This is a genomic window from Staphylococcus arlettae (assembly GCF_025560845.1).
GTDB lineage: Bacteria > Bacillota > Bacilli > Staphylococcales > Staphylococcaceae > Staphylococcus > Staphylococcus arlettae.
The window spans coordinates 328,254-344,432 of the sequence record NZ_CP094803.1 but is presented as its reverse complement, the minus strand read 5'-3'; the positions used below and the strand labels follow the sequence as shown (position 1 = coordinate 344,432).

The following is a 16,179-nucleotide window of genomic DNA, read 5'->3' as shown; positions in this document are numbered from 1 at the left end:
GACAAACCCTTCGCAAGTTAATGCGAAGGGTTTATTTATTTTCTTTTTTTATAGTTTTTTTCAAAATTGCAGTGGTCTTTCAGACCATTACTGGGCCTTTTATTAGCCACATTGCGATTTTTTTAAGATTCATGGCAGCACAAATTAGCGTGGTATCCATGGAAACTTTGTCATGTCCTCTATATCTCGTCCATCTCATACCATGCTGTTCTTTTGCATCGCCAAATTTTCTCTCTATTGTTTGACTTCGCATTTTATATTGTTTTTTAATTGTATCCACAAACCTTAAATCTTCAACTATATCTAAATCATCTTGCCAAACATGTCTTCTAATTTGTTTTATGGCATCTTTACTTTCAGTACATTTATTTAGTAGTGGACAGTCTCGACATATTGAAGCATCTGATACATATAATCTGTGTCCTGTTGGCATTGTTCTTTTATATAGTAAAGTTTCATCATTAGGACAAATATAAGTATCATAATGTTCATCGTAGATGAAATCTTTTGTTCTGAAAAAACCAGGTTTTCCTTTAGGTCTCGTATATGGCATTGCTGGTACAATTGCTTTTTCAAGCAAAAAGTGTGCATTAAAAGGTGTTTTATAACCTGAATCAATTGCTAATGTGATAGGCAACATCTGCTTGGTTTCCAATCTTTCAATCATTGGTTTGAGTTGTGTACTGTCGTGAATATTACCAGGTGTCACGTGCTTATCAATAATATAACCATTTTTATCTACACATGCGTGTAAACTATAAGCAAATTGCTTTTCTCGTTCACCTTTAACGTAGTACCCAGCTTCTGGATCAGTCGTACTTACTTTTTTGGTTTTATATTCCTCCTTGCTTTTATTTTTTATTGGCTTTTTTCCTTGTGCTCGCCTTTGTTCATTTATTTCATTATCCAATTCTTCTTGGAAGTGAAGTGTATCTTTTTTTACAATTTTTTTGATGTATTTATTCTTATTTGCATTTGCTTTAATATGTGTAGAATCAATGAATAAAGATGAGTGATCTATTAAGTTATTTTTGATAGCTATTTCTAGTATTTTCTCAAATATTTGTTCAAATAAATCTGTATCATGAAAACGACGTGTATAGTTCTTACTAAAAGTTCCGTAATGAGGTACTTTATCTAAAAAGCTATATCCTAAATACCAACGGTAAGCTACATTTGTTTCTATTTCTTTAATTGTTTGTCTCATTGATTTAATGCCAAACAACCTTTGTATGAGTAATATTTTTACTAAAATAACAGGATCTATAGATGGTCTACCATTATCAAGGCAATATTTGTCTTCGACAAGTTCATACACAAAATTTAAATCTAATATCGCATCGACTTTACGTAATAAATGATTATTAGGGACTAATTCAGAGATAGAAATCATTTCATATTGATCTCTTTTATCAATTGATTTATTCAACATAATAAACACCACCACTGTTTAATTTACATATATTATAATGTTTTTGTGTAATATTGGCAGTAATTTATGCCGACTCCTGCGGGAATATCACTAGCCGAAGACTACAGGCTAAGGCAGTGCCCGCGGAAAGCGTGCATAAAAAAACTGCCAACAAAGTCGGAGACTTTGTCGACAGTCTGAGACTAGGACAATATTGATTGTCCTAGTCTTTTGTTATATTGGCAGTAGCTGACTGCATTGCAAATGCGCTTCAAACCAAGCTTTTTTCAATACTAGTCATCATTGCCGGGGGCCGACTTCTGTGGGAACAGCACACGCCGAAGACTACAGGCTGAGGCAGTGACCGCAGAAAGTGCACAAAAAAACTGCCGACAAGGTCAGTGACATTGTCGACAGCTTAGCGCTATAACTAATACTTTTGCGCTTCTGTTATTTATAAGTTATCATCTTGCTTTTTCTCACCAATTTGCGTAATGCGCAATGAACGACGTTCTATCTCTTTATATTTATCAGCACGACGTTGTAATTTCAATCGATCTTTATTTAACGTTTGAATAAACGAGTACATCATCATCACAAATATGACTAGCAGTGGCACACTGGAAACTACGGTGGCCGTTTTAAGTACGGTCATCGCTTCCTCACCACCTACTAACATTAATGAAAATGGTAGTAAACATAATGCAAAAGCCCAAAATAGACGATTGGCTTTGATTGGCTCTCCAATAACCATATTTTGTGATGCAGCAGCTAAGATATATGCTCCTGAATCAAATGTCGTTGCTAAGAATAAAATAGCTGAGATACAGAATAATACAATGACAACCTTACCTAACGGCAAATGATCTAAAATTGAAATTATGGTTGCTTCTGGTCCCATCGAATTGATATGACTTACAACATCAAAAGTACCTGAAACTTGTAAATATACTGCATAGTTTCCAAAGATACCAAAGAACAACATACAACCGAATGTGCCATATATTATCGTTCCTAAAACAACTTCTTTCAGTGTACGGCCACGTGAGATACGAGCAATAAATAAGCCGATAAATGGCGCATAAACGAACCACCAACCCCAATAGAATACTGTCCATGACTCAGGGAATTTCGTATCTTTATTACCAGGTATACTCGCTTCTGGTTCTAACCAAGTCGCCATTTGGAAAAAGTTTTTAAACATATTACCGGCACTTGTCACTGTATTTTCTAAAATATACAATGTTGGCCCGACAATGAGTACAAATGCTAGTAAAACAAATGCTAATATCACATTGGCATCGCTGAGAACTTTAATACCTTTTTTCAAACCCGAGTATGAACTATAAGCAAAAATAGCAGTAACACCTAATAAAACTATACTTTTGGTAATCATACTATTACCGTCAACGCCAAAAAGATTTTCCAAACCGGCTGAAACCATTGGCACACCTAATGCTAATGACGTCGCCGTTCCACCAACTAAACCAAGTATAAATAATACGTCAATAATTTTAGCAATAAATCCATTCGTGTGACCTTTTAAAATTGGTCTCATCGTTTGACTAATTTTATAAACTGGCTTGTTTTTCACAAAAATCAAATAACCAATAGCTAATGCTGGCAATACAAATGATGCCCATGCAATTGGTCCCCAATGGAACATGCCATACATTGTGGCATATTCTAAAGCTTCCGCTGACTTACCTTTTGCCCCATGCGGTGGAACTTGGAAATAATAAACCCATTCTATTAATCCCCAATATAAAATATCAGAAGCGATTCCAGCACAAAACAACATTGCTGCCCAACTAAATGTATTAAACTCAGGTCGGTCATTCGCACGACCCAAAGTGACATTTCCATACTTACCAAATGCAATGTACAGTACAAAAATTAATACTGCCAAACCGATAACTATGTATGCGACACCTAAATTGGTAGTCACTATATCATTTAATTGAGTAATAAAAACTTCGCTTGCTTTTGGAAAAACCATCATAGGAATAACACAAATTAATAAAATAGCAAAAGCACCTATGAAGGTTGTCCAATCCATAACCTTACTTCTACGTTCTTTTTCTTTATCCAAAAATGGGTCCCCCAATCAAATTGATTTTCATATTCCAAACATTTCATTACGCTAGCGCGAAAACAAATGCATAAGATTTAATTCACAAACATGAGGTTAACTAAAAATATATAATAATGCAAATTGCATACAGTTTTCAGAATCTTTCACGATGAATAAATATATATATTACATATTTTTCTTTCTCATAAAAATCGCCACAATCATAGTGTTAAATTTGAATTTAACGAAATGAACAAATCTTACGATAGTGTAATTGTGAATTTTTATTCGTTTTTATAGTATAAATATCCATTTTAAAAAATTAAAATACACGCTATTTTTTGCATGCACTGCATAAACTCAATTTGACATATCAACCTCATTTTCTAGCTGATTTTATTTCTTCTGCAAAATATCATATGTCCTTATTTATCACTGTATTTTATTATTTTTGAAAAGTAAATATTGCGTATTTTGCTTGGTAACATTATTTATTACTCGTAAAAATTGCTAAATTCAATAATTTTTATTTCAATAAGTGAATAGTTATTGTCAAGGGCACACGTTTTAAGTAGTATTGATATTATAAAAATTGTTTTATCTATGAAACGAGGGAATGTTATGTGGACTTATTATGCTGAATATTGGCGCAATGCTTTAAACTTTAAGGGGCGTTCTAGACGTAAAGCACTGTGGTATCCAATATTATTAAATCATGTTATTTTTACAGCTGTGATTAATATTTTTTGTGCTACTGTTTTAAGCTTTTCTGAACAAAGTATTTCAATAGTAAACACACTACTCGCTTTAATCTTTTTTGTTCCAGATTATGCTGTGTCAACACGTAGGTTACATGATTCTGGAAGAACAATGTTATTACCAACATTGTTTGGTATTACATTACTGTATACGCAGTTACTGAGCTATATTGCACCAACAGGGACGTTTGCAATCATCATCACTTTCCCTATTAGTATTTTCTCCTTAGTCGTATCCATTTTGATATTGATTTTTTCTTTACTACCGGGAGATAAGCAGGTAAATGATTACGGTTCAAACCCACGCGTAAATCATATTTTTTAAGTATTTTTAAACTCTAACTTTATTATGTCACATTGTTGACCATTCAGTTTATGATTACCGACAATACAAAAAAGCTGGAACAAGGCCTATGTTCCAGCTTTTTTGTACTAATATACTATTGTTGGTCAGACGCAAAAGCAATACCAGCAGTCTGTCTCGCTTGCTCAAATGTTCTCATCACTGCTAGTGAATGTGTTAACAAGTCATAGCACTGTTTATAATCGCCTTGATCATAAATCTCTTTAAAATTTACAGTCTCATAATATAGCAAATTGTCTGTGAGTTGATTATTTAACTCATACTGACCATCTTTAAGATGCAATGTCACTTTATCAAAAGCGTTTGCACCATTCTCTATATGCATAAATCCTTCTTCACCTTGAATCTGTATGAAATCTATACCATTCGTATCTTTAGAACCAACACACGTGGCAAGAAAATCATCATATTGCAGGGTTAATATACCAGAAGTATCAATACCATTGGCATGTTTATTTGCCATATATTGCACGTCTCGAGGTTCTCCGAAGAGGCTGAGCACAAAGTGTAAGTTATAAATATTAATATCCGCTAGCGCCCCTCCAGAAAATTTAGGATTAAAAACATTCGGTGACTCTCCACGTAACAAGGCATCATATCTACTTGAATATTTTCCGTAATTACATTGAATCATTTTAATATGTCCTAATTTATGTAACTGCGCTTTTGCTAGTTGATAGTTGGGTAAATGTATCGTCGTTATGGCTTCAAACAGCATTAGTTTTTGGTCACGTGCTAATTGGATAAGTGCTTCTGCTTCTTTTACTGTTGATGTTAATGGTTTTTCACAAATAACATGTTTACCATGTTTGAGTGCTTCACTTGCATACTTATAATGCAAACTATTAGGTGAAGCAATATATATTACATCTATAGTATTATCATTAAAAAAAGCATCTATATTTGTATCTATCGTATCAATACCGTAAGTGTCCGCTAACACCTTAGCATTATCGTAATTACGTGTGTACATAGCAACGCAACTAACGTCTTCAATTTCACCAATCGCTGACAAAAAGCGATCGACTATAAAACCAGTACCAATTGTCCCTATTTTCATGACAGCATCTCCTACCCTTGTTTTATTTTATCGTTACAGTAATACAATTTGTAACGCGCTTACTTTCTATAGTTCATGATTCATTACTAAAATGCAACTAAATATGCTTATGCATGTTACCAATTAACATTGGAACACTTCAATTTGTTATAATAGAATCGTCTTTTACACATTACATAGCTTAAAATTTTATATTAATGAGGTTGTTATATGACACAAACGAACAAAACACAAATTATTGATTATTGGAATAAACGTGCCACCACTTTTAGTGAAGATAAACAAGCTGAATTGGAAAGTGACCATGCAACATCATGGTTAACTGAAATTTCACGTTATATTACGATTCGTCCAAATATGCGTATTTTAGATATTGGTACAGGCGCTGGCTTTTTAGCTATTTTATGCGCACAACAAGGTGCAACTGTTAACGGTATTGACTTATCTCCTGAGATGGTTCACTCTGCGCAACAGAACGCAGCTCGTTTTCAACAAACTATAGATTTTCAAATTATGGATGCAGAATCTTTAAACTTTGATAATCAAACATTTGATGTAGTCATTGCACGCAATGTGACGTGGTTACTACCACATCCAAAAGCAGCATATCAAGAATGGCTGCGTGTCTTAAAACAGGATGGTATTTTAATCAATATCGATGCTAATTATGGCCAAGATAGCTTCACATCTTATCAAGATTTCACGAATGACCATGCCCATGCAAAACTCGGAGATGATATGTTAACAGAAAGTGAGACCATCAAACAAAATTTAACAATTAATAAACAACCTAGACCTACTTATGACTTTCAATTATTACTTGAGTTAGGTTACGAAGACATTACTGCAGATACTTCCGTACATGGACGTGTTTATCAGCATCAAGATGCCTTTTACAATCCAGCACCTGTCTTTATGCTAAGCGTGCGCAAATAAATAGCGAAACTATGCTTGCCGAACACTACATCGTAAATAACTATAATTTTTTTTAAACGTGGGCTTTCTTTTACAACTGTATAGTATAACAATTGCGTTATTCGAATTTTTTTATCATACTAGAAGTGAATAAAATATAAGGAGTGAAAGTAATGAATAAAGAACAACTCGAAAAAATCAAAACTGGAAAAGGTTTTATTGCGGCGTTAGACCAAAGTGGCGGTAGTACACCAAAAGCACTTAAAGACTATGGCGTAACTGAAGATCAATACAATAGTGAAGATGAAATGTTCAATTTAGTTCATGATATGCGTACGCGCATTGTAGCTTCACCTGCATTTACTTCAGACAAAATTGTCGGAGCAATTTTATTCGAACAAACAATGGATCGTACCGTTGATGGCAAATATACAGGTAATTACCTAGCTGATAAAGGCATTGTACCATTCTTAAAAGTCGATAAAGGGTTAGACGAACAAAAAGATGGTGTTCAATTAATGAAACCAATGCCAGAACTAGATAGCTTATTAAGTCGCGCAAACGAACGCAACATTTTTGGAACTAAGATGCGTTCTAACATTCTCGAATTAAATAAAGACGGCATTGATTTAGTCGTTAAACAACAATTTGACGTCGCTAAACAAATTATCGCTGCTGGTTTAGTACCAATTATCGAACCAGAAGTAAACATAAACGCAGAAAATAAAGCTGATATCGAAGCATATTTAGCTGACTCTATTTTAACTGAATTAAACAAGTTAAATGATGACCAGTTAGTCATGCTGAAATTAACGATTCCTACTAATCCAAATCAATATCAAACATTAATTAATCATCAAAATGTAGTACGTGTCGTTGCATTATCTGGTGGTTATAGTAGAGATGAAGCTAACGATTTACTTAAAGCCAATGACGGATTAATTGCCAGCTTCTCACGTGCTTTAATTAGTGACTTAAATGTAAATCAAAGTGACGAAGAATTCGACCGTATTTTAGGCGAAACGATTGAATCGATTTACGATGCTTCAGTAAATAAAAACGCCTAAGCGAACTTAATATTTCCTAGGTAATATTCACCGAGCCATTTCTATACAGACTAAAAAAAGAGGATGGGACATCATTATTGCGTCCCATCCTCTTTTTATATTGTCAGTATCTAAAATGTGCTATATCTCAAACTTCACCTATAGTATTTGGCTGGGCTGTATGGCTGTGCCCACGGAAAGCGTGCGCAAAAACTGCCCACAAAGTCGAATACTTTATCGACAATCTATGGAAAAGTCGCATAAATAATGTCTCTGCCTCTTGTAAATCACATACAAAACTTAAGTGATATTCCTTGTGGATTTTTAATATCATAATTAGCAGGGGTTTGCGCCGACTCCTGTGGACATAGCACTCGCCGAAGACTACAGGCTGAGGCTGTGCCCACGGAAAGCGTGCACAAAAAACTGCCAACAAAGCCAGAAATTTGCTCTGTACCCTTTTGTTTTATTGACGGTAAACAGACTTTAAATATTAGTTCTCCTAAAGACTTTTCTATAGTATTGGCAGTGCTTTGGGCCGACTCCTGCGGGAAGAGCACTCGCCAAAGACTACAGGCTGAGGCAGTGCCCGCGGAAAGCGTGCACAAAAAAACTGCCAACAAAGCCAGAAATTTGACCTGTACCCTTTTGTTTTATTGACGGTAAACAGACTTTAAATATTAGTTCTCCTAAAGACTTTTCTATAGTATTGGCAGTGCTTTGGGCCGACTCCTGCGGGAAGAGCACTCGCCGAAGACTACAGGCTAAGGCAGTGCCCGCGGAAAGCGTGCACAAAAAAACTGCCAACAAAGCCAGTAACTTTGTTGACAGTACGAGACTAACCTTGAAAAAGGATTAGTCTTTTTTATTAGCGAGTTTCACTTTAACTCGTATGTTGATATATTAATTTGTTTTTTCAGCTTGATAAGTAATAACTGAATTTTTTCTTTTCTGCGTGAAATATAACACCGCAGCAATGACATACCACGCTAACACAATCAACCATTCTGATGGCCATGATAACGAGGATGGCATACCTGGCATATATATTAAGATAAAACCAATACTTAATACAATCGCAGTCACACCTATCGCTATACCATTTTTAATACGATACGGTCTTACTAAATCTGGTTGAGACTTTCTTAGTTTCACAAAAGAAATTGCTACAAGTAAGTAACCTAACACGACCCCAATTCCACCAGCATTGACGATCCATTGTAATGCTGGACGACCTAATAAGGGAGCTACAAATGCTAAGACACCTAGAAATAGGATGCCGTGCGTAGGTGTTTTATATTTAGGGTGAATATAAGCAAACCACTCAGAAATCATACCATTTTTAGCCATAGCATATAAAATACGGCTACCACCAATAATAAATGCGTTCCAACTCGTGATGATACCAGCAACACCACCTATTACAAGTAACACACCAAATCCACCGCTGCCAAATAGATTTACTATTGCATCAGCAGTAGCTAAACTACTCGTTGCCAATTCTTTCGGTGTTAAGCCTGTGGCTACACCGAAGACGATGAGCAAATAAAAAATAACTGAAGCAATGATTGAAACTACTAAAATGCTTCCTATCTTTTTGGCTGGTGCTTTTACTTCTTCAGCAATTTGCGGAATAACATCAAAACCTACGAATAAAAATGGAATCATCATTAATACTGACAACGTACCACCAGCACCATTTTCAAATGGTTTTAATTGACTAAAATCGCCATTAAAGCCTGCACCACCTACTAATAACAAGCCTACCGCTACAATAAATATAGTAAAAACAGTCTGCAATACCGCTGCAGGTTTCACTCCAAAATAATTAAGTGAAGTTAAAATAATACTACCGAGCGAACCGATGAGTACCCATGTTAAGTACACATCCCAGCCTGCAACATTCCACAGTAATCCTTGATGTTGAAATGGAATAACATAGTCTATAACTGTAGGTAAAGCGACTGCTTCAAACGTAATAACTGATACATAGCCAAATAGCACAGACCACCCTGAAATAAAAGCAATACCAGGAGCAAAAGCCTTTTTAACAAAGACAAATCCTCCACCTGTTTCAGGTATCGCTGAGGCTAATTCAGCATATGTCAAACCTATTACAATAACCAGAATGCCACCGATGACAAATGCTATAATACTACCGACAAAACCAGCCGTAGAAACCCATTCGCCTGACAGTACAACCCATCCCCAACCAAGCATTGCACCTATAGCTAGAAACAGTACATCTACGACATTCATTGTTTTATTAAACTGAGATTTCATATATCGTACCCCTTATTTTAAATTCTGTATCATCATATATTACAATAAGCGTGTCGACGTGATAGTTTGACACGCTTGTTAATGTGCAAAATTATTGTTTGATAGATAAATATTTAGTTTCTAAATATGGTTCTATACCTTCAGATGCGCCTTCTCGACCATAACCACTTTCTTTGACACCACCAAATGGTGCATGGGCTGCAGATGGCGCGCCGTCATTCCAACCAATAACGCCATATTCTAATTCATTATAGAATTTTAATCCTGTGCGATAATCATTCGTAAAGAAGTATGCAGCTAAGCCAAATGGTGTATCATTTGCGATGCGAATGACTTCATCAATATCATCGTAAGCCATAACTGGTGCTAATGGGCCAAATGTTTCCTCGTTCATTACTTTCATTTCTTGAGTCGCATGAGCTATCACAACTGGTCGTAAGAAATTACCACCTAAAGCTGTCATGTCATCAAGAGAACGTGAAATCGATGCACCTTTTGTTGAGGCGTCTGTCACTTGATCTAAAACTTTAGCAACTGCATCGTTATTAATTAACGGTCCAACTTGCACACCTTCATCCATGCCATTACCTACTTTAAGTTCATGCACTTTAGCAGTTAATTTTTCAGTAAATTCATCTACAATTGATTGATGAACGTAAATACGGTTAGCACAAATACAAGTTTGGCCTGCATTTCTAAATTTAGAAGCAATCGTACCTTCTACTGCTGCATCTACATCGGCATCACTATGAATAATAAATGGTGCCAAACCACCTAATTCCATAGTTGCATTTTTCACCGATTCTGACGCTTGTTGAATTAATTTTTTGCCGACTGGTGTAGAGCCGGTAAATGTTATTTTACGAATGGCTTCATGACTCGTGAATAACTCACCTGCATCTCTACCTGATGCAATGACATAAGAAATAACATCTTCTGGAAAACCTGCGTCATGTGCTAATTCAATTAACTTAATTGTCGTTAGTGGCGTTTGAACAGCTGGCTTACATATAATTGTACAACCAGCCGCTACTGCAGGCGCAATTTTACGTGTAATCATAGCAGCAGGGAAATTCCATGGTGTAATAGCTCCTACTACACCAATAGGAAATTTATCTACGAGAATCTTTTTATCTGGCGTATTGGCAGGTATTGTGCGGCCATATACACGCTTTGCTTCTTCGGCATACCATTTCACATACGAATTGGCGTAAGTTACTTCACCTTTAGCTTCTGCATACGGCTTGCCACCTTCTAATGTGATAAGCTCTGCTAATTCATCAATGTTATTATCAATGAGTTCCGCCCATTTATATAATGTTGCCGCACGTTCATGTGCATCTACGGCTTTCCACGATTGAAATGCCTCTTGAGCACGATCTATTTGAGCATTGATTTCAACTTCAGGCGTATAATCTAAAGTAGATATTACTTCTTCTGTTGCTGGATTAATTACTTCTAATTTTGTCATCACAATGACCCCCTTTATTATTTCAACAGTAAAGCTCGATATTGAAACAGATAATTGTCAATACGTTTAAGCCACAATACTGTCTTACTTATATTATACCTGTTGTGTTGAAGTTACTTCGTTTAATGCTGCCGTTAAAATATCAAAGCCTCGTGTAAGTTCTTCATCTGTAATCACTAACGGCGTTAGGAAGCGTATGACGTTACCTTTAATTCCAGCAGACAACAATAACAAGCCTTGTTCATTGGCAACCTTCACAATGTTAGCTGTTAATGCTTTATCAGGTTTACCAGTTTGAGGATCGATAACTTCGAAAGCAACCATTGCACCTAATCTACGTGTATGTTGTATAAAATGATGAGTTGTACTTAAAGCACTCAATTTATCTTCGATAGCTTGTCCTATTTGTTCTGCTTTTTCGTTTAACTGTTCTTGTTCAATGATTTCAATAACTTTTAACGCCGCTTCACATGCCAATGGATTCCCTGCATAGGTACCACCAATTTCTCCAGGGTTTGCACTATCGACAATTTCAGCCTTACCAACGACACCGCTTAAAGGAAAACCTGCTGCTAAAGATTTAGATACAGTCATTAAGTCTGGCTCAACATCAAAATGTTCAATGGCAAATAATTTACCCGTACGTGCAAAACCAGTTTGGATTTCATCAGCTACAAAAACAATACCATGCGCTTCACAAATTTTTTTCACTGCTTGTACAAATGATTTTGGCGGAATAATAAAACCACCTTCACCTTGTACTGGTTCCATAACGACGCAAGCTACTTCTTCAGGATCTACAGTTTCAATAAAGAAGTCTTCTAATCGTGCAATCGCTTGTGCTTCAAAATCTTCTTGCGATACATTATCAGCTTTTTCTGCTACGTTAGGATAAGGTGCTTGGTAAACTTCAGGTGCAAAAGGTCCGAAGCCAAGTTTATATGGACGTACCTTACTAGTCATTGACATTGTTAAGTTTGTACGACCGTGAAATCCTCTTACAAATGAAACCACTGCTTGTCTATCTGTATATTTTCTAGCAATTTTCACAGCATTTTCTACCGCTTCCGCACCAGAGTTCAATAGTACTGATTTTTTAGCAAAATTACCCGGTGTAATGCGTGCCAGTTTTTCCGCCAATTTTAAATAACTTTCATACATAATGACATTAAAACCTGGATGAATAAATTTATCTAATTGATTTTTTAAATGTGCTGTAATTTCTGGATGTGAATGTCCTACATTTAATGTACCGATAGCACCCGCAAAATCAATAAACTCATTACCTTCAATATCAGTAATAGTTGCACCTTTAGCATAATCTGCTACGTGTAAGTTACCATTGCCTACTCCTCTTGCCACATATGTTTCTCTTAGCGCTTGATAATCTGTTAAATTTTTAGTCATACATAGACCCCCGTTTTCAGTTTGTAATATGAACCATAAAAAAGCGGTTACATTTTTGCTGAAGTATCTTTTCGATACTTATCGTTAAAGCTATACTGCTCAAACAGATGGATATCCCCTTTGGAAATTTATCTATTTTCTAAAAATTTAAAATATTCTTGGTATGATGTAAAGGACCAGATAACTAAATTGAATGGTACCAGTTAAGCAATAAGAATGTCTTTTAATGTTGATACCGCCTTACTCAATGTAGCTAATTCTATATTGGCAAAACCGATAATCAGCGTTTTGCTTGCTGTTGTTTCTGTCACAGGTTCCACCGCAAACCTATTAATTGTATATAATTCAACTTGATATGCTCGTGCACGGCTTTCTATTTCCGTGTAACTATAATTCGTCTTCACTTCAACAATGAAATGTAAGCCTGCTTTCGTATCCTTAATAGTAATTTTATCTTTAAATTCTTTTTTTAATGCCTTAATTAACTTTATTCTTTTTTCTTCATAAATATGGTGCATTTTTTTAATATAGCGTTCATAATGTCCATCTTTAATCAACATGTATAATGTTAATGCGTTCAGCATTGAAAAATCTGGAATTACATTATGATTCGTAGTTTCAAAGCGTTTGACTAACGATGTTGGTAAAATCATATAACTTAAGCGTAAGCCGGGCATCAACGTTTTTGAAAATGTTCCTAAATAGATAACCCGTCCACTTTTATCAAAACTATACAAAGAAGGGATATTGTCAGTATTATACTTAAATTCACTATCATAATCATCTTCTACTATATAACCATTCGTTTGTGTCATCCAGTTCAATAAATCGATACGTCTTGAAATCGGCATAATTGTCCCCATGGGAAATTGGTGTGACGGCGTGACAATTACTAAATTGGGATTTAATGCTTTTAAAGCTTTTATTGAGATACCTTTATTATCTAACGATACAGGAATGGTTACTTTTTGTGATCGATTGAGTAAATCTCTAAATCTGGAATAACCAGGATTTTCTACAGCAATTTTACTATCTTCTTCCATTACATCTAACAACTGTTTGAGTAGTACATTCGTCCCAGACCCAATAATAATTTGTTCTGGATGACAATGAATGCCACGTTTATAAGATACCAATTTAGCAATAGTTTGTCTTAGTTCCATAGGCCCTTTAAACTCAGGTATCGAAGACAGTCGTGACGTAAATTGTCTAAACACTTGTTTTTGTAACTTTAACCATGTCTCCATCGGAAAGTTTTCGATATTAGTACTCATATGTGAAAAAGAATATTGATATTGTGGTGCTGCTTCTCTATAGTAATCTTCCAATTGAATTTGAGTTTGTGGTTTCACAATTAATTGTTCTAAAGGTTCGATGTAATAACCTTTGCGCTCTTGGGTATAAATATAGCCTTCTTCCAATAATTGCTCATATGCTGCCTTCACACTATTTACACTAATATTAGCGTGTTGTGCCATTGCTCTTTTAGATGGTAATTTTTCATGGCTTTCATATTTATATGCCAAAATATCATCCTTCAAGTCATTATACAGTTGGCGATAAATGTAATTCACTGAACTTTCTTGCATATGTATCCTCCTTATCCGACTTACTTATCATTGTAGCGATTTTTACGCTTACGACAATTGTTATCGTACAATAAAAAGACCCACGAGACAGTAACCAATTGACTAAACGTTGATTCTATCATCTGGATCTCTTCTGTACTGTTAACTTTAACTATTATTAATTGCAGCTTTCAGGTTTAATACTTAGCATTTTTATAATATTGGCGAAGCTAATTTAGCAATTGATTGCTTGAATTTAACCCAACCTGAACGTTGTTCATAGCGTTCTTGCGTTAATTTTTGTGATACTTTTAAATCTTCGTTAAAAGCAGCTTTTAATTGCTGAGTAATGGTTTCATCATATATAAATGCATTTACTTCGAAATTTAATTCAAAACTACGTACATCCATATTCGCAGATCCTACACTAGCTACCTCATCATCAATCAAGAGCATTTTTGAGTGAATAAAACCATTCTCATACGTATACACATTGACACCGTCTTCAATTAATAAAGCAACACTTGCTAAAGTTGCCCAATGAACTAATGGTTGATCCGGTTTATTCGGTATAATCATATGGACTTCTACACCTGATTTAGCAGCTATCCGTAAAGCGTTAATGTAACCTCGATCTGGAACAAAATACGGGGTATGGATATAAATCGATTTTTTCGCACTCATAATCATTCTTAAATAGCCAAACTCTATTTGATGCCAATTATCATTAGGTCCACTTAGCGCGAGCTGCATCATCACATTACCTTCAGATTGAGCATTATTCGGAAAGTACTTATCACTATAATCCAATTGTTCTCGACGTGATTGTGAATTCCAATCCTCTATAAAACTAAGTTGTAATGCATCAACACCATCACCTTGAATTCTTAAATGCGTATCTCTCCAATAACCAATTTGTTTATCTTTTCCTAAATACTCATCGCCGATATTAAAACCACCAACATAACCTTTGTGACCATCTATGACTAATATTTTCCGGTGATTTCGATTATTTATTCTAAAGTTCACAGGTATAATTACCGCTTTAAAGAAAGCCTCTACTTGTCCACCGTTTTGCTGAAATTGCTTAAATCGCGATTTATGTAATGACTTTGAACCAACTGCATCGTACAATAATTTAACTTCTAATCCTTCACTCGCTTTTTGTTCCAATATTTCAAGGATTTCATTACCAATACCATCTAACTTTAAAATATAATATTCCATATGAATGTATGTTTGTGCATTTCTTAAATCTTCTTTCATTTGTTCAAATAACTTACGTCCATCAGTAAATATATCAACTTTATTATTATTACTAAGAAATGATTGTTCTCGTGTTAATAAAGTATGCACAACATTAGAATGTTTTTGGGTAATTTTATGCTCCGTATCTACGACATAATCTGTTGCTTCTTCAAGTTGTTTCTTGACACGTTGCTGATCATCTTCAATTAATTTACCTTTACTATTTCTTAGCGCTCGTTTTTGCTTCACCATTCTGCCTAAGAATATATACATTATAAAACCAAAAATTGGCATTACAAATAATAATAACAGCCATGCCCACGTAGCAGTAGCGTCACGCCGGTCACGATCTAAAAATATAATAATAAAAGCTAATCCTAAATTAATCACAAAGAAAAATAGTAATATTCCTTTATAAATAGGACTAATACCTGGATCTAATATGATTTGCATTGCTAACACCTCGCCATCTCTAAGCTATATCATTGTTATTACCCTTTATTATCTAAACACAACATTATAGATCACGCAAAAAAAACAGTTGTAGCAATTTTTGTGACTACAACTGTTTTTC

At 35.1% G+C, this 16,179-nt stretch carries 11 protein-coding genes; 3 read left to right on the top strand and 8 right to left on the bottom strand.

From position 1 onward, the window contains the following. Positions 1 to 79: 79 nt before the first annotated feature. Positions 80 to 1,432, bottom strand: a complete 1,353-nt coding sequence (locus MUA37_RS01520; protein WP_021459431.1) for an IS1182 family transposase — start codon at positions 1,430 to 1,432, stop codon at positions 80 to 82. A 433-nt stretch (positions 1,433 to 1,865) separates the two neighbouring features. Further along, positions 1,866 to 3,470 carry a BCCT family transporter gene (locus MUA37_RS01515; RefSeq protein WP_142020087.1) on the bottom strand — a complete coding sequence of 535 codons (1,605 nt, stop codon included), beginning with the start codon at positions 3,468 to 3,470 and terminating at the stop codon, positions 1,866 to 1,868. A gap of 636 nt (positions 3,471 to 4,106) precedes the next feature. Here MUA37_RS01515 and MUA37_RS01510 point away from each other — a divergent pair. After that, positions 4,107 to 4,568: a DUF805 domain-containing protein gene (locus MUA37_RS01510; protein ID WP_002509875.1), complete on the top strand. Its 462-nt coding sequence runs from the start codon at positions 4,107 to 4,109 to the stop codon at positions 4,566 to 4,568. A 115-nt stretch (positions 4,569 to 4,683) separates the two neighbouring features. Here MUA37_RS01510 and MUA37_RS01505 read toward each other — a convergent pair whose 3' ends face one another. After that, the gene (locus tag MUA37_RS01505; protein WP_262624765.1) at positions 4,684 to 5,667 is read right to left on the bottom strand and encodes a Gfo/Idh/MocA family protein; all 984 of its coding nucleotides are present in this window, start codon (positions 5,665 to 5,667) and stop codon (positions 4,684 to 4,686) included. Positions 5,668 to 5,877: 210 nt separating this feature from the next. Between MUA37_RS01505 and MUA37_RS01500 the strand changes: the two genes are divergently transcribed. Then, a complete protein-coding gene (locus MUA37_RS01500) occupies positions 5,878 to 6,603 on the top strand; it encodes a class I SAM-dependent methyltransferase (protein ID WP_002509873.1) in 726 nt (241 codons plus the stop codon). 152 nt (positions 6,604 to 6,755) lie between these two features. Beyond that, entirely contained in the window at positions 6,756 to 7,649 is an 894-nt protein-coding gene (locus MUA37_RS01495; protein ID WP_262615480.1) for a fructose bisphosphate aldolase, read from the top strand. Between the two features lie 882 nt (positions 7,650 to 8,531). Here MUA37_RS01495 and MUA37_RS01490 read toward each other — a convergent pair. The 5 genes from MUA37_RS01490 to cls form a co-directional block, all read right to left on the bottom strand. Then, positions 8,532 to 9,911, bottom strand: coding sequence for an APC family permease (locus MUA37_RS01490; protein ID WP_262624764.1), 1,380 nt, complete (start codon positions 9,909 to 9,911; stop codon positions 8,532 to 8,534). Positions 9,912 to 10,002: 91 nt separating this feature from the next. Next, positions 10,003 to 11,382, bottom strand: a complete 1,380-nt coding sequence (locus MUA37_RS01485; protein WP_316965028.1) for an NAD-dependent succinate-semialdehyde dehydrogenase — start codon at positions 11,380 to 11,382, stop codon at positions 10,003 to 10,005. 93 nt (positions 11,383 to 11,475) lie between these two features. After that, entirely contained in the window at positions 11,476 to 12,789 is a 1,314-nt protein-coding gene (gabT, locus tag MUA37_RS01480; protein ID WP_262624763.1) for a 4-aminobutyrate--2-oxoglutarate transaminase, read from the bottom strand. Between the two features lie 203 nt (positions 12,790 to 12,992). Further along, complete coding sequence (gene gabR, locus MUA37_RS01475) at positions 12,993 to 14,378, bottom strand: MocR-like transcriptional regulator GabR (protein WP_193325482.1); 1,386 nt, start codon at positions 14,376 to 14,378, stop codon at positions 12,993 to 12,995. Positions 14,379 to 14,570: 192 nt separating this feature from the next. Beyond that, positions 14,571 to 16,058, bottom strand: coding sequence for a cardiolipin synthase (cls, locus tag MUA37_RS01470; protein ID WP_142019306.1), 1,488 nt, complete (start codon positions 16,056 to 16,058; stop codon positions 14,571 to 14,573). Between the last annotated feature and the right edge of the window lie 121 nt (positions 16,059 to 16,179).